The 23387-nt window shown below is 68.4% G+C and carries 23 protein-coding genes; 14 read left to right on the top strand and 9 right to left on the bottom strand.

Annotation, left to right across the window (positions count from 1 at the left end; all coding sequences use genetic code 11):
• Nucleotides 1–29 precede the first annotated feature (29 nt).
• The 6 genes from MAE01_RS11740 (at nt 30) to MAE01_RS11715 (ending at nt 5641) form a co-directional block, all read left to right on the top strand.
• Nucleotides 30–464, top strand: a complete 435-nt coding sequence (locus tag MAE01_RS11740; protein WP_147039740.1) for a PTS mannitol transporter subunit IIA — start codon at nt 30–32, stop codon at nt 462–464.
• On the top strand, nt 461–1606 hold the full coding sequence (locus MAE01_RS11735; protein ID WP_147039739.1) for a mannitol-1-phosphate 5-dehydrogenase: 1146 nt from the start codon (nt 461–463) through the stop codon (nt 1604–1606). Before MAE01_RS11740 ends, MAE01_RS11735 begins: the two co-directional genes overlap by 4 nt.
• Nucleotides 1607–1704: 98 nt before the next feature.
• Nucleotides 1705–2994, top strand: a complete 1290-nt coding sequence (locus MAE01_RS11730; protein WP_147039738.1) for a flavin-containing monooxygenase — start codon at nt 1705–1707, stop codon at nt 2992–2994.
• Nucleotides 2991–3944: a bile acid:sodium symporter family protein gene (locus tag MAE01_RS11725; protein ID WP_147039737.1), complete on the top strand. Its 954-nt coding sequence runs from the start codon at nt 2991–2993 to the stop codon at nt 3942–3944. Before MAE01_RS11730 ends, MAE01_RS11725 begins: the two co-directional genes overlap by 4 nt.
• The gene (locus MAE01_RS11720) at nt 3941–4894 is read left to right on the top strand and encodes an SDR family oxidoreductase (protein WP_147039736.1); all 954 of its coding nucleotides are present in this window, start codon (nt 3941–3943) and stop codon (nt 4892–4894) included. Before MAE01_RS11725 ends, MAE01_RS11720 begins: the two co-directional genes overlap by 4 nt.
• A 9-nt stretch (nt 4895–4903) precedes the next feature.
• A complete protein-coding gene (locus MAE01_RS11715) occupies nt 4904–5641 on the top strand; it encodes an alpha/beta hydrolase (RefSeq protein WP_229718286.1) in 738 nt (245 codons plus the stop codon).
• A gap of 28 nt (nt 5642–5669) precedes the next feature.
• Here MAE01_RS11715 and MAE01_RS11710 read toward each other — a convergent pair whose 3' ends face one another.
• From MAE01_RS11710 to MAE01_RS11670, 9 genes are all read right to left on the bottom strand, one after another.
• Nucleotides 5670–6527 (bottom strand): carbohydrate kinase family protein, encoded by an 858-nt coding sequence (locus tag MAE01_RS11710; protein WP_147039735.1) that lies wholly within the window; start codon nt 6525–6527, stop codon nt 5670–5672.
• A gap of 10 nt (nt 6528–6537) precedes the next feature.
• Nucleotides 6538–7656 carry an adenosine deaminase gene (locus MAE01_RS11705; protein ID WP_147039734.1) on the bottom strand — a complete coding sequence of 373 codons (1119 nt, stop codon included), beginning with the start codon at nt 7654–7656 and terminating at the stop codon, nt 6538–6540.
• 48 nt (nt 7657–7704) lie between these two features.
• Nucleotides 7705–9000 (bottom strand): thymidine phosphorylase, encoded by a 1296-nt coding sequence (locus MAE01_RS11700; RefSeq protein ID WP_147039733.1) that lies wholly within the window; start codon nt 8998–9000, stop codon nt 7705–7707.
• Complete coding sequence (locus MAE01_RS11695; protein WP_147039732.1) at nt 8997–9395, bottom strand: cytidine deaminase; 399 nt, start codon at nt 9393–9395, stop codon at nt 8997–8999. Before MAE01_RS11695 ends, MAE01_RS11700 begins: the two co-directional genes overlap by 4 nt.
• 23 nt (nt 9396–9418) lie before the next feature.
• Nucleotides 9419–10699, bottom strand: coding sequence for an ABC transporter permease (locus tag MAE01_RS11690; RefSeq protein WP_147039731.1), 1281 nt, complete (start codon nt 10697–10699; stop codon nt 9419–9421).
• Nucleotides 10696–11997, bottom strand: coding sequence for an ABC transporter permease (locus MAE01_RS11685; protein WP_147039730.1), 1302 nt, complete (start codon nt 11995–11997; stop codon nt 10696–10698). The genes MAE01_RS11690 and MAE01_RS11685 overlap by 4 nt, the downstream gene beginning before the upstream one ends.
• Nucleotides 11994–13547, bottom strand: coding sequence for an ABC transporter ATP-binding protein (locus MAE01_RS11680; RefSeq protein ID WP_147039729.1), 1554 nt, complete (start codon nt 13545–13547; stop codon nt 11994–11996). Before MAE01_RS11680 ends, MAE01_RS11685 begins: the two co-directional genes overlap by 4 nt.
• A 109-nt stretch (nt 13548–13656) precedes the next feature.
• A complete protein-coding gene (locus tag MAE01_RS11675) occupies nt 13657–14748 on the bottom strand; it encodes a BMP family lipoprotein (protein WP_222591678.1) in 1092 nt (363 codons plus the stop codon).
• A 128-nt stretch (nt 14749–14876) separates the two neighbouring features.
• A complete protein-coding gene (locus MAE01_RS11670) occupies nt 14877–15992 on the bottom strand; it encodes a mannose-1-phosphate guanylyltransferase (protein ID WP_147039728.1) in 1116 nt (371 codons plus the stop codon).
• Between the two features lie 166 nt (nt 15993–16158).
• On the opposite strand from MAE01_RS11670, the gene sdhC reads away from it, so the two are divergent.
• The 8 genes from sdhC to MAE01_RS11630 are packed head-to-tail and all read left to right on the top strand — an operon-like array spanning nt 16159 to nt 23379.
• Nucleotides 16159–16593, top strand: a complete 435-nt coding sequence (gene sdhC, locus MAE01_RS11665; protein ID WP_147039727.1) for a succinate dehydrogenase, cytochrome b556 subunit — start codon at nt 16159–16161, stop codon at nt 16591–16593.
• Complete coding sequence (locus MAE01_RS11660) at nt 16593–17045, top strand: succinate dehydrogenase hydrophobic membrane anchor subunit (RefSeq protein WP_147039726.1); 453 nt, start codon at nt 16593–16595, stop codon at nt 17043–17045. The genes sdhC and MAE01_RS11660 overlap by 1 nt, the downstream gene beginning before the upstream one ends.
• 17 nt (nt 17046–17062) lie before the next feature.
• Nucleotides 17063–18868 carry a succinate dehydrogenase flavoprotein subunit gene (gene sdhA, locus MAE01_RS11655; protein ID WP_147039725.1) on the top strand — a complete coding sequence of 602 codons (1806 nt, stop codon included), beginning with the start codon at nt 17063–17065 and terminating at the stop codon, nt 18866–18868.
• A 2-nt stretch (nt 18869–18870) separates the two neighbouring features.
• A complete protein-coding gene (locus tag MAE01_RS11650; protein ID WP_147039724.1) occupies nt 18871–19632 on the top strand; it encodes a succinate dehydrogenase iron-sulfur subunit in 762 nt (253 codons plus the stop codon).
• A 47-nt stretch (nt 19633–19679) separates the two neighbouring features.
• Nucleotides 19680–20888, top strand: a complete 1209-nt coding sequence (locus MAE01_RS11645) for a YihY/virulence factor BrkB family protein (RefSeq protein ID WP_147039723.1) — start codon at nt 19680–19682, stop codon at nt 20886–20888.
• Between the two features lie 9 nt (nt 20889–20897).
• Complete coding sequence (locus MAE01_RS11640; RefSeq protein ID WP_147039722.1) at nt 20898–21737, top strand: exodeoxyribonuclease III; 840 nt, start codon at nt 20898–20900, stop codon at nt 21735–21737.
• Nucleotides 21738–21791: 54 nt separating this feature from the next.
• Nucleotides 21792–22796 (top strand): tryptophan--tRNA ligase, encoded by a 1005-nt coding sequence (gene trpS, locus MAE01_RS11635; protein ID WP_147039721.1) that lies wholly within the window; start codon nt 21792–21794, stop codon nt 22794–22796.
• A gap of 31 nt (nt 22797–22827) precedes the next feature.
• A complete protein-coding gene (locus MAE01_RS11630; protein WP_147039720.1) occupies nt 22828–23379 on the top strand; it encodes a hypothetical protein in 552 nt (183 codons plus the stop codon).
• Nucleotides 23380–23387: the final 8 nt, after the last annotated feature.

The raw sequence follows: 23387 nt of genomic DNA, 5'->3' as shown, positions 1-23387 counted from the left end.
CCGCCCCGCCCCACAACGAAGGAGACATGATGGGCGTCCTCACGATCGGCCAGGTCCGCATCCACAGCGGCAGCGCCACCCAGGAACAGGCACTGCAGGAGGCGACCGACATCCTCGTCGCCGCCGGCGCCGTCACCCCCGCCTACGTCGACGCGATGCGTCAGCGCGAGGAGACGGTCTCGACCTTCATGGGCAATGGCCTGGCCATCCCGCATGGCACCAACGAGACCAAGGAGGCGATCCTCGCCTCGGGACTGTCCGTCGTCCGCTACGACGGCGGTGTCGACTGGGCAGGCGAGCAGGCCACCTTCGTGATCGGCATCGCCGGCCGCGGCGACGAGCACCTCGAGATCCTTTCGCAGATCGCCATCCTGTTCTCCGACGAGGACGACGTCGCGAAGCTCAATGCGGCGCAGACGCCTGATGAGCTGTTCGCCCTGCTGTCGGCGGTGAACGAGGGATGAAGGCCGTCCACTTCGGCGCAGGGAACATCGGGCGCGGCTTCGTCGGGCTGCTGCTGCACGAGGGCGGCTACGAGGTGGTGTTCTCCGACGTGGCCGGTGCACTGGTGGACGCCATCAACGCCACCGACTCGTACACGGTCCACGAGGCAGGCCCCGGTGGCGTCGACCGGGTCGTCACCGGGTACCGCGCCGTCAACAGCGCGGAGAGTCCGGATGCCGTCGCCGACGAGGTCGCGACCGCCGACGTCGTCACGTGCGCGGTGGGCCCGACCGTGCTGCGGTTCATCGCCCCTGCGATCGTCGCCGGTCTCGTCCTGCGCGACCCCGGCCTGCCGAAGCTTCAGGTCATGGCGTGCGAGAACGCGATCGGCGCGACGGATCAGCTGCGCGCCGAGATCCTGAAACTGGACCCGCGCGCGGCCGAGCGCGCCGTGTTCGCCAACACCGCGGTCGACCGTATCGTCCCGGCCCAGCCCGAGGGCGCCGGTGTCGATGTCACCGTCGAACCGTACTTCGAGTGGGCCATCGAATCCGGGCCGTTCGCAGGCGACCTGCCCAGCATCCCCGGCGCGCACTTCGTCGACGACCTGGGGCCGTACATCGAGCGCAAGCTCTTCACAGTGAACACCGGGCATGCCGCGACGGCGTACTTCGGTGCACAGGCGCGCATCACCCGCATCTCGGACGCACTCGCCGACCCGTCGATCGCCGAGCGAGTCGGTGCCGCGCTGGAGGAGACCTCCGCCGTGCTCTCCGCCGTGCACGGCCTTGACCCGGCCGATCTCGCCGAGTACCGGGCAACGATCCTCGACCGGTTCCGCAACCCCGAACTCGTCGACACCGTCCAGCGCGTCGGCCGTCAGCCGTTGCGCAAGCTGTCGCGCCACGAGCGCTTCATCGGGCCCGCCGCCCAGGCCGCCGAGCGCGGGCTGCCGACGTCGGCCCTGGTCGCCGCCGTCGCCGCGACCGTGGCCTTCGACGACCCGGCCGACGAGCAGTCGGTCGAGTTGCAGAGGATGCTGCGCAACGAGGACGCCGACACGCTCACCGCCACCGTGACCGGGCTGGAGCCGGAGCACCCGCTGTTCGCCGCCGTGCACGAGGTGTTCGCCGCCCGGCAGCAGGAGCTGCGCACGCTCTGACACGCGGACCCGCCGACGCTGACACTGAGGCTCACGACTCAGGCTAGGATCGAGCCCGGGGTCGACAGATCAGCACACAGTCGTGCGGGGAGCAATACATGAGCAGGTACGCCGTCATCGGCGCGGGCCCTTCGGGCCTGTCGGCAGCACGAGCGCTGCAGAAGCAGGGCATCGACGTGGACGGCTACGAGGCCTCGCACGGCGTCGGCGGCCTCTGGGACATCGCGAATCCGCGCAGCTCGATGTACGAGTCCGCGCATCTCATCTCGTCGCGGACGACCACCGAGTTCGCCGAGTTCCCGATGCGGTCCGAGGTCGACTACCCGAGTCACGCGGTGCTGCTGGAGTACTTCCAGTCGTACGCCGATCACTTCGGTCTCACCGCGATGTTCCGATTCGACACGCGAGTGATGCGGCTGGAACCCCGCGACGGCGGCTGGGATCTCACCTCTGAGGGCCCGGATGGCGAGCACACCGCCTGGTACGCGGGTGTGATCCTCGCCAACGGCACCCTCGCCGAGCCGAGCGTGCCGGCGTTCGACGGCGAGTTCGCCGGCGAGATCATGCACACGCACGAATACAAGAGCGCCAGGCAGCTGCACGGCAAGCGCGTGCTCATCGTCGGCGCGGGAAACTCCGGCTGCGACATCGCCGTGGATGCCGTCCACCATGCGGCATCCGTCGACATGAGTGTGCGGCGCGGGTACTACTTCGTGCCCCGGTACCTGTTCGGGCGACCCAGCGACACTCTCAATCAGGGGCGTCCGCTGCCCGCCCGCATCAAGCAGGCCCTCGACTCGCGTGTGCTGAAGGCGTTCACCGGCGACCCGGTGAAGTTCGGATTCCCGAAGCCCGACTACCGCATCTACGAGTCGCATCCGATCGTGAACACCATGGTGCTGAACCACCTCGGCCAGGGCGATCTGCGCATCCGCGCCGACGTGGCGCGTTTCGACGGCGAGACTGTGCGGTTCCGCGACAACACGTCCGGCGAATACGACCTGGTGCTGCTGGCGACCGGCTACAGCCTCGATTACCCGTTCGTCGATCGCGAGCACCTGTCCTGGCGCGGCGCCTCCCCTCGGCTGTTCCTCAACATGTTCCCCGCGGCGTTCAACGGACTCTACGTGATGGGCATGGTCGAGGCGTCCGGCCTCGGGTGGCAGGGCAGGTACGAGCAGGCCGAGCTGCTCGCCGCGTATCTCGCCGCCAGCGAGCGCGACCCGGCGCGCGCGGAGCGTTTCCGCGCCAGGGTCACCGGCGTGGCATGGCCCGATGTGACGGGCGGGTACCGATACCTGGCTCTGGACCGGATGTCGTACTACGTCAACAAGGATGCGTACCGTGGCGCACTCCGATCCGAGCGCAAGGCGGTGGAGGCAGTATGAACGTCGACGATGTCGTCCTGAGCTTCACCCCGGGTTCGCTGACGCTCCTGAACGTGGTGCTCGGGCTCATCATGCTCGGGATCGCCCTGGACACCGCGCCGAGCGACTTCCGGGTGGTTGCGAAGCATCCGAAGCCCTTCATCATCGCGATCCTCGCGCAGCTTCTCCTGTTGCCGATCGTCACGTTCGCCCTGACGCTCGTGCTGCCGGTGACCGCATCCATGGCGATGGGGATGATCCTGGTGGCCTGCTGCCCGCCCGGCAACATCTCGCAGGTTCTCACGCACCGCTCGGGCGGGAACGTCGCCCTGTCGGTGTCGATGACAGCCGTCGGGAACCTGCTCTACATCGTCGCGATGCCGCTGAGCATCGCGTTCTGGGGGTCGCTGCATCCGACCGCGAGCGCCGTGCTGCGCCAGGTGGCCCTGGACCCGCCGAAGATGCTGCTGGAGATCGTGCTCATCATCGGGCTGCCGTTCGCCGTCGGCCTCCTCGTGCGGGCGAAGCTGCCGCGCGTCGCCGAGAAGGCGCACCCGTTCGTGAAGTGGTTCAGCCTGCTGGCGCTGGTCGCATTCATCGTCGTGGCCCTGGTGGGCAACTGGTCGGTCTTCGTCAGCGTGCTCGGGATCATCGTGCTCGTGGTGACGGTCCACGATGCGGTCGCACTCGCGCTCGGCTACGGCACGGCCGTGGTCGGGGGCCTGGGCACGCGGGAGCGCAAGGCCATGACCTTCGAGGTCGGCATCCGCAACGCCGGGCTCGGCCTGGGCATCGTGTTCGCGTTCTTCGACGGGCTCGGCGGCATGGCGATCGTCGCCGGCTGGTGGGGGATCTGGGACATCGTCGCCGGGCTCGTCGTCGCGAGCCTGTGGGCCCGGCACACCCGGCGGCGCACCGGCTCCCCCGCCGGCGACGCCAGCGGCCGCAGCGCCCTGGAGCCGTCGCCGTGACGCGCGTGCTGATCACCGGCGGCAACGGCTTCCTCGGCTCGCACGTCGCAGGTCTCCTGGCCGCGCGCGGCGACGTCGAGCTGGTCGTGGCGGCCGATGTGCGCGACGGCGCCGAGCGGGACGGCATCCGCCTCGCTCATCTCGACGTGACCGACGCCGCGGGCATCGCGCCGGTGCTGCGGGAGCACCGGATCGACACCGTGGTGCATCTCGCGGCGATCGTGAATCCCGGCGACGACGCGGACCTCGAGTACCGCGTCGACGTCACCGGCACCGCCAACGTGCTGGCGGCCTGCGTCGCCACCGGCGTGCGCCGCATCGTGGTGTCCAGCTCCGGCGCCGCGTACGGATACCACGCGGACAACCCGGAGTGGGTCGACGAGACGCAGCCGCTGCGCGGCAACGACGTGTTCCCGTACGCGCGCCACAAACGACTCGTCGAGGAGATGCTCGCCGCGCACCGCAGCACCCATCCGGAGCTCGAGCAGGTGACCTTCCGCATCGGCACGATCCTCGGCCCGGACGTGCACAACCAGATCACGGCGCTGTGGGACGGTCGCCGCATCCTGCGGGTCGCCGGATCGGACTCGCCGTTCGTGTTCGCGTGGGTCGACGACGTCGCCGCCGCCATGGTGCGCGCCGCGACCGACGGCCCAGCCGGGATCTACAACGTCGCGGGCGACGGCTGCCTGACCGTGCCGGAGATCGCCGCACGTCTCGGCAAGCCGCTGCTCACGCTGCCCGCCTGGGCGCTGTCGGCCGCGCTGCGGGTGGGCCGGATGCTGCGCCTGACCCCGCACGGCCCCGAGAAGGTGATCTTCCTGCGCTACCGTCCCGTGCTGGCGAACGGGCTGCTGAAGGAGGAGTTCGGCTTCACGCCCTCGCGCACGAGCGAGGAGGCGTTCGAGGAGTATCTCGCAACGCATCCGGGCACGGTGCGCGACACGTAATCTGAGTTCGTGCAGAGGTCACGGGGCAGACACGTCGCCGGATGGACGCTGTGGGGTGTGGTGATCGTGCTCGTCCTCGCCGTCGGCGGCACGCTCGCATGGACGCAGATCGGCGTCATGGCCGCTGAGGAGGGGCCGCTGTCCGAGGCGCAGGCCGATCCGGACATCACGATCCGCGATGCGCCGGAGGGGATCGTGATCGCGCCCGCCGCCGGCGGCTCGGACACCGGCCTGGTGTTCGTGCCCGGCGCCAAGGTCGACCCATGGGCCTATGTCGCCGTCCTTCGGGACACCGCTGCGGCGGGTACGACGGTGGTGATCACCCGGCCGTGGCTGAACCTGGCGTTCTTCGACCCGCGCGGCCTGGATGCCTTCACCTCCGCGGCACCGGAGGTCGACGAGTGGAGCGTCGGCGGACATTCCCTCGGCGGGGTGCGGGCGTGCCAGCTGACCGAGGACGCCGCGGCGCTCGTGCTGTTCGCGTCGTACTGCTCGACGGACCTCTCAGGAACCGATCTCGCGGTGCTCAGTCTGTCCGGCAGCGAGGACGGCCTCTCGACCCCCGCGAAGATCGCCGACGCCCGGCATCTGCTGCCGGCGACCGCCGACCTGGTCGAGATCGACGGCGCATCGCACGCATCCTTCGGCGACTACGGTCCGCAGAACGGCGACGGCACGCCGACCATCTCGGACGACGAGATGCACGAGACCGTGACGGACCTGCTCGCCGGGTTCCTCGAGCGCTGATCGCGGGCGAAGCGGCCCGCTCAGCCGCTCAGAGGACGGCGTCGAGGAGCGGATGCAGGTGCCTGCTGCCCAGCGAGACCGACGCCGAGTGCGCGCCGGCACGCAGCGCCTGGGCCAGGGATGCTCCGCCCAGCCGGGCGGCCAGCACACCGGCGAAGAATCCGTCCCCGGCGCCGTTGGTGTCGACCACGTCGACGGGGACCGCCGGCACCCGATGCAGCGTTCCGTCCGCGTCGACGGCCACCGCCCCGTCCGCGCCGAGCGTGCACACCGCGAACGACGCGCCGGCAGCGACCCGGGAACGCAGGAAGTCCACCGGATCGGCCAGTTTGTCGGCATTGCAGAACACGGCGTCGGCGGCCGCGAGGAACGGGCGGTGGTACTCCGCGGCGCCGTCGTAGTCGTGCACGTCGATCCAGATCGGTCGACCGCTGCCGGCGGCGAGCGGAAGCAGACGACGCGGTTCCTCTGCCAGATCGAGGACCACGACGTCGGCATCCGCCATCGCGACGCGCACCTCGTCCGGGATCGCGCCGTCACCGGCGGACGGCGTGGACAGGTACAGCGAGACGCGCTCGCCGGCGCGGGTCATCAGGTTCAGATGGCGTTCGGTCTCCTCACCCGGCCCCCACAGCGCATCCACGCCGGCAGCGGTCAGCGCGGCCCTGACCCGATCGCCCGCGTCGTCCGCTCCCACGAGGGCGTACAGCGTCACCGGCGTCGCGAGGGAGGTCAGACTCAGCGCCTTGCCCGCACTCGTTCCGCCGAGCGTCTTCCAGCTCGCCTCGGCGAACTGCATGTGCGGAGTCGGCTCGGGGAGCCTGTCCAGGACGACGATCGAGTTCCAGGACGCGGGACCCGCGATGAAGACGGCCGGTGCGCTCATCGCACGCGGGTCATGTGCCCTGGAAGCCGTCGGCGATCATCTCGACGAGCTCCTCGCGCTCCTCGACCGGCAGGAACGACGCCGCTGCGGCATTGAACTGGAACGTCTCGAGGTCGTCGAGGTCGTATCCGAACGCGTCGACCAGCAGCGCGAGCTCGCGCGTCAGCGAGGTGCCGCTCATGGTGCGGTTGTCGACGTTCACGGTGACGGCGAAGCCGAGCTGGTACAGCAGGTCGAACGGGTGGTCCGCGAGTTCAGTCCCCCACGCCTCGATCGCCCCGGTGTGCAGATTCGATGACGGCGACAGCTCGAGCGGGATCTCGCGGTCGCGAACCCAGCGGGCGAGGTCTCCGAACTTGACCTGCACCTCGTCCCCGTCGCGCCCCATGACCTCGAGGTCCGACACCAGGCGCACCCCGTGGCCGATGCGCAGGGCGCGGCCGTCGAGCAGGGCGCTGCGGATGGACGCCAGGCCGGCGGCCTCACCGGCGTGCACGGTCACGGGCATGAAGTTCGCGGCGAGCAGCTCGAACGCCTCGCGGTGATCGGAAGCCGGGTACCCGTCCTCCGGACCGGCGATGTCGAACCCGACGACGCCGTCCTCGCGGTGGTCGATGGCGAGCTCGGCGATCTCGAGGGCGCGGTCCTTGTGACGCATGGCGCTGAGGATCTGGCCGACCCGGATGCTGCGACCGTCGCGGTCCACGGCGTCCTCGCCCTCCTCGATCCCCTGCTGCACGGCGTCGACCGCATCATCCAGCGACAGCCCCCCGGCCAGGTGCTGCTCGGGAGCCCACCGCACCTCGCCGTAGACGACGCCGTCCTCGGCGAGATCCTCGACGAACTCGCGGGCGACGCGGGTGAGTCCCTCGGCGCTCTGCATCACGCCGACGGTGAGGTCGAACGACTTCAGGTACTTCACCAGCGAGCCGGAGTCGGCTTGCGCGCCGAACCAGTCGCCGAGCTTGCGGCCCGATTCGGCCGGCAGCTCCAGCCCGATGTCCTTGGCGAGCTCGAACACCGTATCGGGGCGCACTGCTCCGTCGAGGTGGTCGTGCAGCGAGATCTTCGGCAGCGAGCGCAGCGAGACGCCCTGGATCCTGACGTCACCGTCGGATGCGATCGACATGAATATCGTCCTCTCAGAAACCCGGCGCGCGGTGGTCCGCGCTACAGCCTACGCGGTGATGCGCTCGCGGACGAGGGGCCCGATCTCCGGCGCCGTCTCGCCGAGCGCCCAGGCGTCTTCGAGTGCATCCAGCGCGCGCGGGAACCGTCCGGCATCCTCGGCGGAGAGCGTGAACAACGGCTGCCCCGCGGTCACGCGATCGCCCGGCTTGGCGTGCAGATCGATTCCGGCCGCGTGCACGACCTGATCCTCGGCGCGGGCGCGGCCGGCGCCGAGGCGCCAGGCAGCGATGCCGAAGGGCAGGGCGTCCATACGGGTGATCACACCGTCGGCCTCGGCCGTGACGACGTGCGTCTCGCGTGCGGTCGGGAGCTCTGCATCCGGGTCGCCGTCCTGGGCGCGGATCATCGCCTTCCAGGTGTCCATGGCACGTCCGTCGTCGAGAGCTGCTTCGACGTCGGCATCCGGGTGTCCGGCGAGGGCGAGCATCTCGCGAGCCAGCGCGATCGTGAGTTCGCGCACGTCGGCAGGGCCGCCGCCGGCGAGGACCTCGACCGATTCGCGCACCTCGTTGGCATTTCCGATCGCCCGTCCGAGCGGCACGTTCATGTCGGTCAGCAGCGCCGTGGTCGCGACCCCGGAGTCGGTGCCGAGCGCGACCATGGTCTGCGCGAGCTCACGGGCACGATCGATGTCCTGCATGAAGGCACCCGAGCCGAACTTCACGTCGAGCACGAGCGCGTCGGTCCCCTCGGCGATCTTCTTCGACATGATGCTCGACGCGATCAGCGGAATCGCCTCGACGGTACCGGTGACATCGCGCAGCGCGTAAAGCTTCTTGTCGGCGGGAGCGAGACCGGAGCCGGCAGCGCAGATCACCGCTCCGACGTCGCCGCGCATCTGCGCGAACATCTCCTCGTTCGACAGCGCGGCGCGCCAGCCGGGGATCGACTCGAGCTTGTCGAGCGTCCCGCCGGTGTGGCCGAGGCCACGGCCGCTCAGCTGCGGCACGGCGACCCCGAACGATGCCACCAGCGGTGCCAGCGGCAGGGTGATCTTGTCCCCCACGCCCCCGGTGGAGTGCTTGTCGACGGTGCGCTTGCCGAGCTCGGCGAAGCTCATCCGCTCCCCCGATGCGATCATGGCGTCGGTGAGCACGCGGATCTCGTCGCGCTCCATGCCGCGCTGGAACACGGCCATCGCGAACGAGGCCATCTGCGCGTCGGAGACGTAGCCGCGGGTGTACGCGTCGACCATCCATCGCAGCGCCGGCTCCGGCACGACGCCGCCATCGCGCTTGGCGCGGATGACGTCGATGGCGTCGAACGGCTCGACGGCGCTCATCGGACGGTCTCCAGGTCGCGCGGGCCGAATGCGTCCGGCAGAACCTCGTCGATCGTGCGGATCCCCGACACGGTCTCCAGCAGCATCTCAGGCATCGAGTGCTCGAACAGCAGCTGTCGGCACCGGCCGCACGGCATGATCGTCTGCCCGTCTCCGTTCACGCACACGAACGCGACGAGCTGGCCGCCGCCGGACATGTGCAGGTCGCCCACCAGTGCGCACTCCGCACACAGTCCGACGCCGTAAGAGGCGTTCTCGACGTTGCATCCGGAGACGATTCGGCCGTCGGCGACGAGCGCGGCGGCTCCAACCTTGTAGCGCGAGTACGGGGCGTAGGCCTTGTGCATGGCCTCGGTGGCGACGTGACGAAGCTCGTCCCAGTCGATGTCTGTCATAGCTCCTCTAGCTCTTGATGGCTCTAGCTCTTGATGTACGGTTCCCCGGATGCCGCCGGCGGACGCGAGCGCCCGACGAGTCCTGCAACTGCGAAGATCGTCACGACGTACGGCAGCATCAGCATGAACTGGCTCGGCACCGGAGAGCCGATGACCGACAGCACGCCCTGCAGGTTCGTGGCGAAGCCGAACAGCAGCGCCGCGAGCGTCGCGCGCACCGGGTCCCACTTTCCGAAGATCACGGCGGCCAGGGCGATGTAGCCGGCGCCCGCCGTCATCTCGCGGCCGAACTGCGGGTTCGTGACCAGCGTGTAGAACGCGCCGCCCATGCCGGCGATCGCGCCGGCGAGCATCACGTTCCAGTAGCGGGTCGCTGCGACCTTGATGCCCACGGTGTCCGCCGCCTGCGGGTGCTCGCCGACCGCGCGCAGGCGCAGGCCCCAGCGGGTGCGGTACAGGCCGAACCAGACCAGGAACACCGTGACGTACATGAGGTACACGATGATCGTCTGACGGAACAGCACCGGGCCCAGCACCGGGATCTCGCTCAGCAGCGGGATCGGCAGCACCGGGAACAGCGGCGGGGAGTTCAGCGTCTCGGGGTTGGCGTTGAGCACCTGGCGGTAGAGGAACGTCGTCAGTCCCGCGACGAGCACGTTCAGCACGACACCGACGATCACCTGGTTGACGTAGTAGGTGATGGCGAACACGGCGAGGACGAGCGAGACCAGCACGCCTGCGAGCATCGCGGCGATGAGACCCACCCACGGGCTGCCGGTCGCGGATCCCACGACGGCGGCCATGAACGCACCGGCGAGCAGCTGCGCCTCGATGGCGATGTTGACCACACCCACCCGCTCGCCGATCACGCCGCCGAGGGCGCCGAAGATCAGCGGGGTCGCGAGCGCCAGCGCTCCGCCGAGCAGGCCGATCATCGGCAGGGTGCCGCCGGCGGATGCCCAGGCGAGGAACCCGACCAGCAGGACGACGACGTAGACGACCGTGAGCCACAGCGGCAGCCGGCGGCGGGCGCGCGTCCACACGATCGACAGGACGGTCACAGCCGCGAGCAGGACGACGGCGACCCACGCGGTGGCGTTGGCCGGCAGCACGAGCTCGGGGAGCTGGATCGCGGCATCCGCGGAACGGACCAGTCGGAAGGTGCTGTCGCCCTCCCGCGGCGCGAGCAGCGGGAGCAGTGCGAACAGGACGGTGAACAGGCCGAAGATGATCGGCGTCTTCCAGGAGGTGATCGTGACGTGACGCTGCTCGTCACTGACCACCGCTTCAGCCGTGATGGTCATGCGGACACCTCCTCGGCGATCTGCGCCGCATTCTTCTTCGGCTTCTTCGGTCTCTTCGGCTTTCTGCGAGCACCCGGCTGCGGCAGGCCGAAGATCGCGCGCACCAGCGGAGGCGCGGCGATGAACAGCACGATCAGCGACTGGACGACGAGCACGATCTCGATCGGCACGTTCTCGGAGGCCTGCATGGCGAAGCCACCGGCCTTGAACGCGCCGAACAGGATGCCGGCGGCGAGGATGCCCAGCGGCGTCGAGCGGCCGAGCAGCGCGACGGTGATCGCGTCGAAGCCGATGCCGGCGTCGATGTCGCCGCCGAAGCCGCTGGTGACGGTGCCGAGCACCTGGCTGACGCCCGCGATGCCGACGAGGCCACCGGCGATCAGCATGACGTACAGGTACATCCGGCCGACGCTGATGCCGGCGACCTTGGCTGCGGTCGGGTTCTCCCCCACCGCACGGAACCGGAAGCCGAGGCTGGAGCGCTCCAGTAGCCACCAGGTGAAGGCGACGGCGATCAGGGCGACGATGAAGCCCGCGTGCAGGTTGTACTGCGGACCGAGGATGTCGGGCAGGATCGCCGACTCGGCCATCGCCGCAGTCTTCGGGTTGTTGGAGCCAGGCGCCTGCAGGATTCCCTGCGTCGCCAGCATCCATGCCAGAAGGTAGAACGCGATGTGGTTGAGCATGATCGTGACGATCACCTCGTGCGCGCCGGTGCGCGCCTTCAGGATGCCGGCGATACCGGCCCACAGCGCTCCGGCGACGACGCCGGCGACCATGGCGACCAGCATGTGCAGCGGCCACGGCAGGTTCATGCTCGTGGCCACCCAGCCGGCGGCCGCTGCGGCCATCAGCATCTGTCCCTGACCGCCGATGTTGAACAGGCCGGCGCGGAACGCGAGCCCGACGCCGAGACCGGCTGCGATGAGCGGGGTCGCGAACTTGAGCGTCTCGGTCAGCGGCTTGACGCCGGCGGCGAAGCCGTCGACGCGGAAGTTGTAGACCGCTCCCTGGAACAGCGCCACGTAGGCACCGGAGACCGACTCCCAGACCGCGACCAGCATGTCCTGCGGGCGGGCGAAGAAGTAGCCCGCGGTGCGCTGGACCTCCGGATCGGTGAAGGCGATCATGATCGCACCGGCGATGAGCGCCAGGATCACCGAGAGCACGGAGATCAGGCCGTTGCCGGTGACGATGCGCCGGAACGCGCCGTGCCAGCGGCCGGGCTCGGCGCCGGCGGGCTCGGTGCCGAAGTCGGCGGGCGCCGCCGCGATGGGCTTCAGCTCGGGGCCGGTCATGCGCTGGTCTCCTCGGTCTCGGATGCCGACGCGGCGGCGACCGTCGTGTCGGTCTCGATCATTCCGGCCATCATGAGACCGAGCTGCTCGCGGGAGGTGTCGCCGGGCACGATGCCGACGACCTTGCCGCGGTACATCACCATGATGCGGTCGGCGAGAGCTGCCGCCTCATCCAGTTCCGTGGAGATCACGACCACCGGGATGCCGGAGTCGCGCGTCTCGATGATGCGCTTGTGGATGAACTCGATCGAGCCGACGTCGACGCCGCGCGTCGGCTGCGCTGCGACGAACAGCGACAGGTCGCGGCTGAGCTCGCGCGCCAAAACGACCTTCTGCTGGTTTCCGCCGGAGAGTCGGCCGGCCGCCTGCGCCGGCCCCTGCGTGCGGATGTCGAACTCGGCGATCTTCTCCTTGGCGAAGGTGTCGAGGGCGCCCAGCTGCAGAGTGCCCGCCTTCACGAACGGAGCGCCGACCGAACGGTCGAGCATGAGGTTCTCGGCGATCGAGAACTCCTTCACGATGCCGTCGACGCTGCGATCCTCCGGCACGAACCCGACGCCGTCGTCGAGGATGTCGCGCACCGAACGGCCGATCAGCTCTTGGCCGCCGAGCAGGATGCTGCCGTCGACGCGGGCCTGGAGTCCGACGATCGCCTCGGTGAGCTCGGTCTGCCCGTTGCCCTGCACACCGGCGATCACGAGGACCTCGCCGCCGCGCACCGAGAACGACACGTCGTCGACGAGGACGGTGCCGAACGGGTCCGTGACGGTGAGGTCCTTCACCACGAGTGCCTCGTCGCCGAGCTTCGGGGCTTCCTTCTGCACCTTGAGCTCGACGGCGCGGCCCACCATCAGCGAGGCGAGTTCCTCGTTGCTGGCTGTCGGCGAAGCCTCGCCGACGACCTTGCCGAGACGGATGACCGTGATGCGGTCGGCGACCTCTCGCACCTCGCGGAGCTTGTGGGTGATGAACACGATGGATGTGCCGCCGGCCTGCAGCTGACGCATCGTCGCCATCAGCTCATCGGTCTCCTGCGGCGTGAGCACGGCGGTCGGCTCGTCGAACACGAGCACCTTGGCATCGCGCGAGAGCGCCTTGATGATCTCCACCCGCTGCTGCACGCCGACCGGAAGGTCTTCGACGACGGCATCCGGGTCGACGTCGAAGCCGAAACGATCGGAGATCTCGCGCACCATCGCACGGGCCGCAGCGAGATCGAGGCGACCACCGAACGTCGTCTTCTCGTGACCGAGCATGACGTTCTCGGCGACGGTGAAGACCGGGATGAGCATGAAGTGCTGGTGCACCATGCCGATGCCCGCGGCCATCGCGTCGCCGGGGCCGGCGAAGTGCTGCTCGACGTCGTCCAGCAGGATCTCGCCCTCGTCGGCCTGGTACAGGCCGTAGAGCACGTTCATCAGCGTCGACTTCCCGGCGCCGTTCTCCCCGAGGAGGCAGTGGATCTCCCCCGGTTCGATCGTGAGATCGATGTGGTCGTTGGCCGTCAGCGCGCCGAACCTCTTCGTTATGCCGCGCAGTTCAAGCTTCATATTCAGATCCTAATCAGGGAAGGTGCTTCGTCCCAGGTTCCTGTGGGCACCCGGGCATCGGCGAGGGGAGGCCGGCGGGTCGCCGACCTCCCCTCGGTTTCGTCCTCGGTCAGCCGAGGTACGAGGTGACGGTGACCTCACCGTCGATGATCTGCTGCTGCAGGTCCTGGACCGCGGTCCAGAGCTCGGCGTCGACCTTGTCCTCGAAGTTGTGGAGCTCGGCGATGCCGACGCCCTCGTTCTCCAGGGTTCCGACGTACGCCTCGGCGTCGAACTCGTCGTTCGCGCTGCTCATGGTCGCCTCGTAGACGGACAGCTTCATGTCCTTGAGGATCGAGGTCAGCACGAAGTCGGCCGTCGTCGGGTCGGTGACGAACAGGTCGGCATCCGCACCGATCAGTGCGATGTCACGACCGGACTCCTTGATGGCCTGCAGGCCCGACTGGTAGATGGGTCCACCGACCGGCAGAAGCACGTCGACGCCCTGGTCGATGATGTTCTGCGCGACGGTCTTGGCCTCGGGGCCGGCCTCGAAGCCGCCGGTGAAGGAGCCCGACTTGCCGTCCCAGCCGACGACCTCGACAGCGGCGTCGTTCTGCTCGTTGTAGTAGTTGACGCCCTGGTAGAAGCCGTCCATGAAGATGGTCACGGTCGGGAACTCCATGCCGCCGTATGTGCCGACCTTGCCGGTCTCGGAGTAACCGGCGGACAGGTAACCGGCGAGGAACGCGGCCTGGGCAGTGTCGTACAGCAGCGGCTTGACGTTCTCGGCATCCTTCTCGCCGTCGAAGTCGTTGTCGGCGGCGTCGTCGACGAGGATGTAGTCGATGCCCTCGTTGGCCAGAGCCGACTCGACGGTCGCGGCGGACAGCGCGAAGCCGACCGAGACGACGGCGTTGCAGCCCTGCGAGACGAGGCTCTCCAGGTTCGGGGCGAAGTCGGTCTCGCTGTTGGACTCGACGTTCTTGTACTCGACACCGAGCTCGTCGGCTGCCTGCACGACGCCCTCGAAGGAGAGCTGGTTGAACGACTTGTCGTCGAATCCGCCGGCATCCGAGACGATGCAGGGCAGGAAGTCGATCGTCTCGCCTCCGGCGTTCCCGCCGTCATCCTCGGGAGCAGCTCCGCAGCCTGCGAGAGCGACGGCGACGCCGGTCGCCACGAGCGCGGCCAGAGCGCGCTTTCGGGTGGAAATGGTCACGTAAGCCTCCACGACTACTGGCCTGCGCCGATCGCTAGGCCCGTCTGGCTAAGTTACCCAGTGTTACCGCATCCAGAAGCGTCGCGACGGTTAATGGTTATGAACTCGCAATAGACGCGTCCACAGGGCTACAGGACGTCGCCGCGGCCGGAGAGCTTCAGCGACTCGACCACGCCCTTCACGCGCTGCGCGTGCTCGGTCGTCGTGACCAGCAGCGCGTCGGGGGTGTCCACGACGACGATGTCCTGCACGCCGATGAGGCTGATCACGCGCGAGGTCTGGCTGACGAGGATCCCCGTCGCGGCATCCGACAGCACTCGGGCCTTGGGACCGAGCACCGCGAGGTCGTTCTTCCGCCCTGCGGAGATGAGCTTCGTGAGCGAGGCGAAGTCCCCCACGTCGTCCCAGTCGAAGTGGCCGGGGATGACGGCCAGGCGCCCCTTGTCGGCGGCGGGCTCGGCGACGGCATAGTCGATCGCGATCTTCTTGAGCCTCGGCCACACACGGTCGACGGTGGGCCCGCGGCGCTCGCGGTCGTCCCACGCCTCGGCGAGCTCGAGCAGCCCCGCGTGCAGTTCCGGCTCGTTGGCTGCGAGCTCGTCGAGCAGCACGCTCGCCTTGGAGATGAACATGCCGGCGTTCCACAGGAAAGACCGGTCGGCGTAGTACTGCTTAGCAGTCTCCAGGTCGGGCTTCTCGACGAATCGCTCGACGGTGGCCGCTTCGGGTGCACCGTCGACGACCAGCTCATCGCCCTTGTGGATGTACCCGAAGCCGACCGAGGGCTCCGAGGGCTGGATGCCGATGGTGCAGATGTATCCGGCGCGTGCGACTGCGACGGCCTGCTGCACGGCGAACTCGAACGTGCGGGTGCCCCGGATGACGTGATCTGCGGCGAAGGATCCGATGATGACGTCCGGGTTGCGCCGATGGAGGATGGCCGCTGCGAGGCCGATCGCGGCTGCCGAATCGCGCGGCTCGGACTCGAGGAACACGTTCATGTCGGGGATGCCGGGAAGCTCGGCCTCGACGGCCGCCCTGTGCGCGCGGCCGGTGACGACGGAGATGCGCTCGGGGCCGGCGAGGGGCTCGAGGCGATCCCAAGTGTCGCGCAGCAGGGAGTTGCCGGAACCGGTCAGGTCGTGCAGGAACTTGGGCGCATCCGCGCGGGACAGGGGCCACAAACGGCTCCCGATGCCGCCGGCCGGGATCACTGCGTAGAAGTCGTCGAACGGCTCGCTCATGCTCCTCAGCGTAGTGCGAGGAAGGAATCTCGACGTCGAGAGACTTAGGTCACCCTTCGTCGCTCTCAGCGTTTGAACAGGAATAGGATGGATCCCGATCGGGCATGCCCTGAGGTCGGTTTCGGACCCAGCGCTTGCTACCTCGCATCGACTAGGGAGGACGACTGTGTCCGCAGGCTCACGCCCCGCACCGTCGATTTCGGAAACCACGTCCAGGACCCCGCGCGGAACGCTGTATCGCGGCCGTGAGGGCATGTGGTCGTGGGTGCTTCACCGCATCACCGGAGTCGCGATCTTCTTCTTCCTGCTCGTCCATGTGCTGGACACTGCGCTGATCCGGGTCTCCCCCGAGGCGTACAACGCCGTGATCGGCACCTACAAGAACCCGATCATGGCGCTCGGCGAGGTCGTACTGGTCGCCGCCATCGTCTTCCACGCCATCAACGGCCTGCGGATCATCCTCGTCGACTTCTGGTCGAAGGGCGCCCGCTACCAGAAGCAGATCTTCTGGGGCGTGCTCGCCGTATGGGTCGTACTGATGGCCGGCTTCGTGCCGCGCCACCTGATGCTGGCATTCGCCGGATTCGGAGGGGGTCACTGATGTCCGCGCAGACTGTCGCCGCACCCGCGCGCCGCCGCCGCGGCGTGAACCTCGAGAAGTGGGGCTGGGTGTTCATGCGCGCATCCGGCGTCGTGCTGATCGTGCTCATCTTCGGCCACCTGTTCATCAACCTCATGGTCGGCGAGGGCATCCACGCCCTCGACTTCGCCTTCATCGCCGGCAAGTTCGCCACGCCGTTCTGGCAGTGGTGGGACGTGCTGATGCTGTGGCTCGCGTTCATCCACGGCGGCAACGGCATGCGCACGATCGTCAACGACTACGTGACCACCGAGAAGGTGCGCAAGGCGCTGGTCTGGGCCATCGGCCTCGCCGCAGGCCTGCTGATCATCCTCGGCACCCTGGTCGTGTTCACCTTCGACCCCTGCCTCGGCGTGACGGAGTCCAGCACGCTGTGGGACACCTGCGTGGCCGCGGGCGTCGTCGGCAACTGAGAAGAGAGCAACGAGAAGTGACTACCGAGACTCAGGATTCCGTCGTCCGCGACGGCGTGCACTACCACCAGTTCGACGTCGTGATCGTCGGCGCCGGAGGCGCAGGCATGCGTGCCGCCATCGAGGCCGGCCCCGGTGCGAAGACCGCCGTGATCAGCAAGCTGTACCCGACGCGCTCCCACACAGGTGCGGCGCAGGGCGGTATGGCAGCGGCCCTCGCGAACGTCGAGGAGGACAGCTGGGAGTGGCACACCTTCGACACGGTCAAGGGCGGCGACTACCTCGTCGACCAGGACGCGGCGGAGATCCTCGCCAAGGAGGCCATCGACGCGGTCATCGACCTCGAGAACATGGGGCTGCCGTTCAACCGCACCCCTGAGGGCAAGATCGACCAGCGCCGCTTCGGCGGTCACACCGCCGAACACGGCAAGACCCCCGTGCGCCGCGCCTGCTACGCCGCCGACCGCACGGGCCACATGATTCTGCAGACGCTGTTCCAGAACTGCGTCAAGCTCGGCATCAACTTCTTCAACGAGTTCTACGTGCTCGACCTCATCACGGTGAAGGGCGAGGACGGCAAGACCGGCGTCGCCGGTGTCGTCGCCTACGACCTCTCCACCGGCGAGCTGCACGTATTCCAGGCCAAGGCCGTCATCTTCGCGACCGGTGGATTCGGCAAGATCTTCAAGACGACATCCAACGCGCACACCCTGACCGGTGACGGCGTCGGCATCATCTGGCGCAAGAACCTGCCGCTTGAGGACATGGAGTTCTTCCAGTTCCATCCGACCGGCCTCGCCGGTCTCGGCATCCTGCTCACCGAGGGCGCCCGCGGTGAGGGCGCGATCCTGCGCAACGAGTCGGGCGAGCGCTTCATGGAGCGCTACGCCCCGACCATCAAGGACCTCGCCCCGCGTGACATCGTGGCGCGCTCCATGGTGCAGGAGGTTCTCGACGGGCGCGGCGCCGGTCCCCACAAGGACTACGTCTACCTGGACTGCACGCACCTCGGCGCGGAGGTTCTCGAGACCAAGCTCCCCGACATCACCGAGTTCGCCCGCACGTACCTGGGCGTCGACCCGGTCACCGACCCGGTCCCGGTGATGCCGACCGCCCACTACGCCATGGGCGGCATCCCGACCAACAACGACGCCGAGGTCCTCGCCGACAACGACACCGTCGTGCCCGGTCTGTACGCCGCCGGCGAGTGCGCCTGCGTCTCGGTGCACGGCTCCAACCGTCTGGGCACCAACTCGCTGCTCGACATCAACGTGTTCGGCAAGCGCGCCGGCAACAACGCCGTCGCGTACGCCAAGACCGCCGAGTTCGTGCCCCTGCCGGAGAACCCGGCCGGCTTCGTCAAGGACATGCTCGAGAACCTGCGCCACAGCAACGGCACCGAGCGCGTCGCCGTGCTGCGCAAGAAGCTGCAGGAGGAGATGGATCGCGGAGCCCAGGTGTTCCGCACCCACGAGTCCCTCGAGCACGTCCTCGGCGTCATCGCCGAGCTGCGCGAGCGCTACAAGAACGTCTACGTCGACGACAAGGGCCACCGGTTCAACACCGATCTGCTCGAGGCCGTGGAGCTGGGCTTCCTGCTCGACATCGCCGAGGTCGTCGTCTACGCCGCGCAGAACCGCGAGGAGAGCCGCGGCGGTCACATGCGCGACGACTTCCCCAAGCGCGACGACGCCAACTGGATGAAGCACACCATGGCCTACCTGACGGGCGACCCGCACTCGTCGACCCCGGCCGACCACATCAAGCTCGACTCGAAGCCGGTCGTCCAGACCCGCTACCAGCCGATGGAGAGGAAGTACTGACCATGTCGAACGCTGTCGCCGAGGCTCCCGCCGCCGCAGATCCGGCGGTCCAGTCCTTCCTGGTCACCTTCATCGTCCGCCGCTTCGACCCCGAGAAGGATGCCGAACCCCGCTGGGTCGACTACGACGTCGAGCTGTTCTCGACCGACCGCGTGCTCGACGCGCTGCACAAGATCAAGTGGGAGGTCGACGGCTCGCTGTCGTTCCGCCGCTCGTGCGCGCACGGCATCTGCGGATCCGACGCCATGCGCATCAACGGCCGCAACCGCCTGGCCTGCAAGACGCTGATCAAGGACCTCGACATCTCGAAGCCGATCTACGTCGAGGCGATCAAGGGCCTGCCGCTCGAGAAGGACCTCATCGTCGACATGGAGCCGTTCTTCGCCTCCTACCGCGAAGTGCAGCCCTTCCTCGTCGCCGGCTCCACCCCGGAGAAGGGCAAGGAGCGCGTGCAGTCGATCGCCGACCGCGCGATCTTCGACGACACCACCAAGTGCATCCTGTGCGCCGCGTGCACCTCGTCGTGCCCGGTGTTCTGGACCGACGGTCAGTACTTCGGCCCTGCCGCGATCGTGAACGCGCACCGCTTCATCTTCGACTCGCGCGACGACAACGCCGATGTGCGCCTGGACATCCTCAACGACAAGGAAGGCGTCTGGCGCTGCCGCACGACCTTCAACTGCTCCGAGGCGTGCCCGCGCGGCATCGAGGTCACCAAGGCGATCGCCGAGGTCAAGCAGGCCGTCCTGCGCGGACGCCCCTGACCCGGCAGCATCCCTCGCACGCCCCCGCCCTGCAATAGGGTGGGGGCGTGTCTGATTCTGAGGCCGGTGCTTCCGAGGCCGGCCGGCTGGATGCCGCGGTCGTGCGAGCCACCGCGATCACGCGACGGACGCTCGGCCTGTTCCCAGTGCGCGTGTGGCGGCACTTCCTGCAGAACAACGGCTTCCTCCTCGCCGCCGGGGTCAGCTACCAGGCCCTCTTCGCGATCTTCGCGGCGATCTATCTGGCGTTCGCGATCGCTGGTCTCTGGGTGGGCGGCAGCACCGAGGCCGTCGACGCGCTGATCGGCGTCATCAACAGCTACATCCCCGACCTGATCACCGACGACAGCAAGTTCGTCACCCCCGCTCAGGCGCACGAGATCGCCGCAGGCACCACGGGTGTGCTGGGCGTGACCGGCGCGATCGCCCTCGGCGCCGTGATCTGGACGGCGATCGGGTGGGTCACCTTCTCGCGCCGCGCCGTGCGGGACATGTTCGGGCTGCCGCCGGATCGCCGCAACTACGTACTGCTGAAGGCACGGGACCTGGTCGCGGCGTTCCTGTTCGGCGTGGCGCTCCTGGCAGGTTCGGCGCTCAGCTACGCGAGTGCCGCCGTGCTGCAGTGGCTGCTCGACCTGCTCAATTGGGATGCCGGATCCTCGACGCTGAACCTCCTCATCCGTCTCGGAACCGTGCTCATCTCCTTCGTTCTGCTCTCCGGCGCGCTGGCGGCGATGGTTCGCTTCCTCACGGGCACGTCGCTGCGCTGGCGCACGATCTGGCCGGGCGCGCTTCTCGGCGGCGGCGCCATGACGGTGCTGCAGTACGGAGCCGGTTTCCTGCTCAGCTACACTCCCACCAATCCCCTGCTGGCGACGTTTGCGATCTTCGTCGGACTGCTGCTGTGGTTCCGCGTCACCGGCGTCGTGATGTTGGTCGCCGCAGCCTGGATCGCCGTGTCGGCGCAGGATCGGGATCTTCCGCTGCTCCAGGAGACGGAGTCGGAGCGCATCGCGGCCGAGTATCAGGCGCTGCTGACGGCGGCACGCGTCCGTCTGCGTGATGCTCGACGGGCACGGCGCGATGCCCCCTGGTATCGGAGCCTCGGCACCGCGCGCGCGGTGCGCAGAGCTTCGGCCGAGCTAGACGAACTCCTTGCCGATCCCCCGCAGACCGCGGCACCGGTGCCGTCCGGGGCGCAGCGGATGCTCTCGGAGTTCCTGCGCTCACGCGGCGATGTCCGGGGCCCTCAGTAGGCTGGAGGAATGCCTCATCTGCGTATCGCCTCGGTCAATGTCAACGGGATCAGGGCGGCGGCCCGCAACGGGATGAGCGGGTGGCTCGACGCCGCCGACATCGACATCCTGACGCTCCAGGAGGTTCGAGGGCAGGACGAGCATCTCGAGGCCGCGCTGCCCGGGTGGTCCATCGTTCACGACGAGGCGACCGCCAAAGGACGCGCGGGCGTCGCCATCGCGAGCCGCACGCCCGCGCTCGAGTCGCGCACGACCTTCGGGGCCGACGACTTCGACTCGAAGGGGCGCTGGATCGAGGGCGACTTCCTGATCGGAGACCGCCCGCTCACGGTGGTGAGCGCGTACGTGCACAGCGGCGAGGCCGATACCCCCAAGCAGGATGAGAAGTGGAAGTTCCTCGACGCCTTCGGCATCCGGCTCGCCGAGCTGAGTCACGACGGCGCTCTCGCCCTCGTCACCGGCGATCTCAACGTCGGTCATCGTGAGTTCGACATCAAGAACTGGCGCGGCAACCGCAAGAAGGCCGGGTTCCTTCCGCGCGAGCGCTCATACTTCGATCGCTTCCTCGGGGATGCCGGCGCCGAGGTGACCGGCGTGGACGGCACGATCGGCACGGGGCTCGGCTGGGTCGACGTCGGGCGCCGGTTCCACGGCGAGGTCGACGGCCCCTACACATGGTGGTCGATGCGCGGGCAGGCGTTCGACAACGACACCGGCTGGCGGATCGACTATCACCTGGCCACTCCCCCGCTCGCGGAGCGCGCACAGGACTATCGCGTCGCGCGAGCGGCCAGCTACGCCGAGCGGTGGAGCGACCACGCTCCGGTGATCGTGGACTACACGTACTGATCCCCACGCCCACTGCGTCGAAGGCGCGGGCATACGACGCCATAGGATTGAGACGTGACGAAACCTCGCCTTTACTCAGGAATGCAGCCATCCGCCGACTCGCTTCAGATCGGCAACTACATCGGCGCACTCCTGCAGTGGCGTGATCTGCAGGGTTCTTACGACGCGTTCTTCTCAGTCGTCGATCTGCACGCGCTGACGGTCGCCCAGGACCCCAAGGAGCTGCGCGAGAAGACCCGTCGCACCGCCGCACAGTACATCGCCGCGGGCATCGAGCCGTCGAAGTCGACCCTGTACGTTCAGTCCCACGTGCGCGCGCACGCCGAGCTCGCGTGGATCCTCTCCACCATCACCGGGTTCGGCGAGGCCGGACGCATGACGCAGTTCAAGGACAAGTCGGCACGCTACGGGCAGGACGCCACGAGCGTCGGCCTGTTCACCTACCCGGTGCTGATGGCCGCCGACATCCTGCTCTACCAGAGCGATGTCGTGCCGGTCGGCGACGATCAGAAGCAGCACGTCGAGCTCACCCGTGACCTCGCAGAGCGATTCAACTCACGGTTCGGGGAGGCCTTCGTGGTGCCGATGCCGGTCATCCAGAAGGACACCGCACGGATCTACGACCTGCAGAACCCCACGTCGAAGATGTCCAAGTCCGCCGAGAGCGATGCCGGTGTCCTGTGGATGCTGGATGACCCGTCGAAGTCGGCAAAGAAGATCATGCGGGCTGTGACGGACAATGAGGGGTCTGTGCGCTTCGACCGGGAGAACAAGCCCGGCGTCTCGAACCTTCTCACGATCTACGCAGCCCTCAGCGGCCGCCAGGTCGCGTCGATCGAAGACGAGTACGCCGGCCGCGGCTACGGCGACTTCAAGAAGGGCCTGGCCGAGGTCGTCGTCTCCGAGTTCGAGCCGGTGCGGGGTCGCGCCCTTGAGCTGCTCGACGACCCGGCAGAGCTCGACCGCATCCTCGCGGTGAACGCTGCTCGCGCAGATGCCGTCGCGGATGCGACGCTCTCCGACGTCTACGACAAGGTCGGGCTGCTCCGCCGCGTCTGAGCGCTTCTGTCACGCGCCATAGGATGGGTGCGTGACAGATCCGCAGCTTCCGCCGCCCTCGCCCTACGGATCGGCGCCGCCGGTTCCTCCCGCGCCTTCGTACCAGACGCCTCCGGGTGCGTACACGGCGCCGGTGGGTGGCTACAGCACGCCTCAGGGGGCATATCAGGCGCCCGTTCAGGCACCCGCGCCGCGGTCGGCGATGCTCGGCATCCTGTCCTTCGTGCTCTCGCTGGTCGCCGTCGTGGTCGCACCGATCATCGCAGGCATCGCCGGCTACGAGATGGGGTTCCGCTTGCCATCGGTCGCCGCCGACGTCAGTGCGGCGACGTCGGACCTGTCGATCTTCTCCCCCGTCCGCGATCAGGTCCTGCTGGGTGAGATCGGCTTCTGGGTGGGAACGCTCACGGGCATCGCCGCCATCGTTCTCGGCATCGTCGCCATCGCGAAGCGCCGAGGGCGCGTGTGGGGAGTCATCGCCCTCGTCCTGGCGATACTGGGCCCTGTGCTCTTCTTCCTCGTGTTCGGAATCGCATTGGGGGTCGGCGCCGGGACTGGCGCGGTCTCGCCGTACGGGGCCTGACCCGCGCG

The sequence above is a fragment of the Microbacterium aerolatum genome (assembly GCF_007988825.1).
GTDB lineage: Bacteria > Actinomycetota > Actinomycetes > Actinomycetales > Microbacteriaceae > Microbacterium > Microbacterium aerolatum.
Note: the sequence above shows the minus strand (reverse complement) of the source record. Positions and strands in the feature narration are given on the sequence as shown.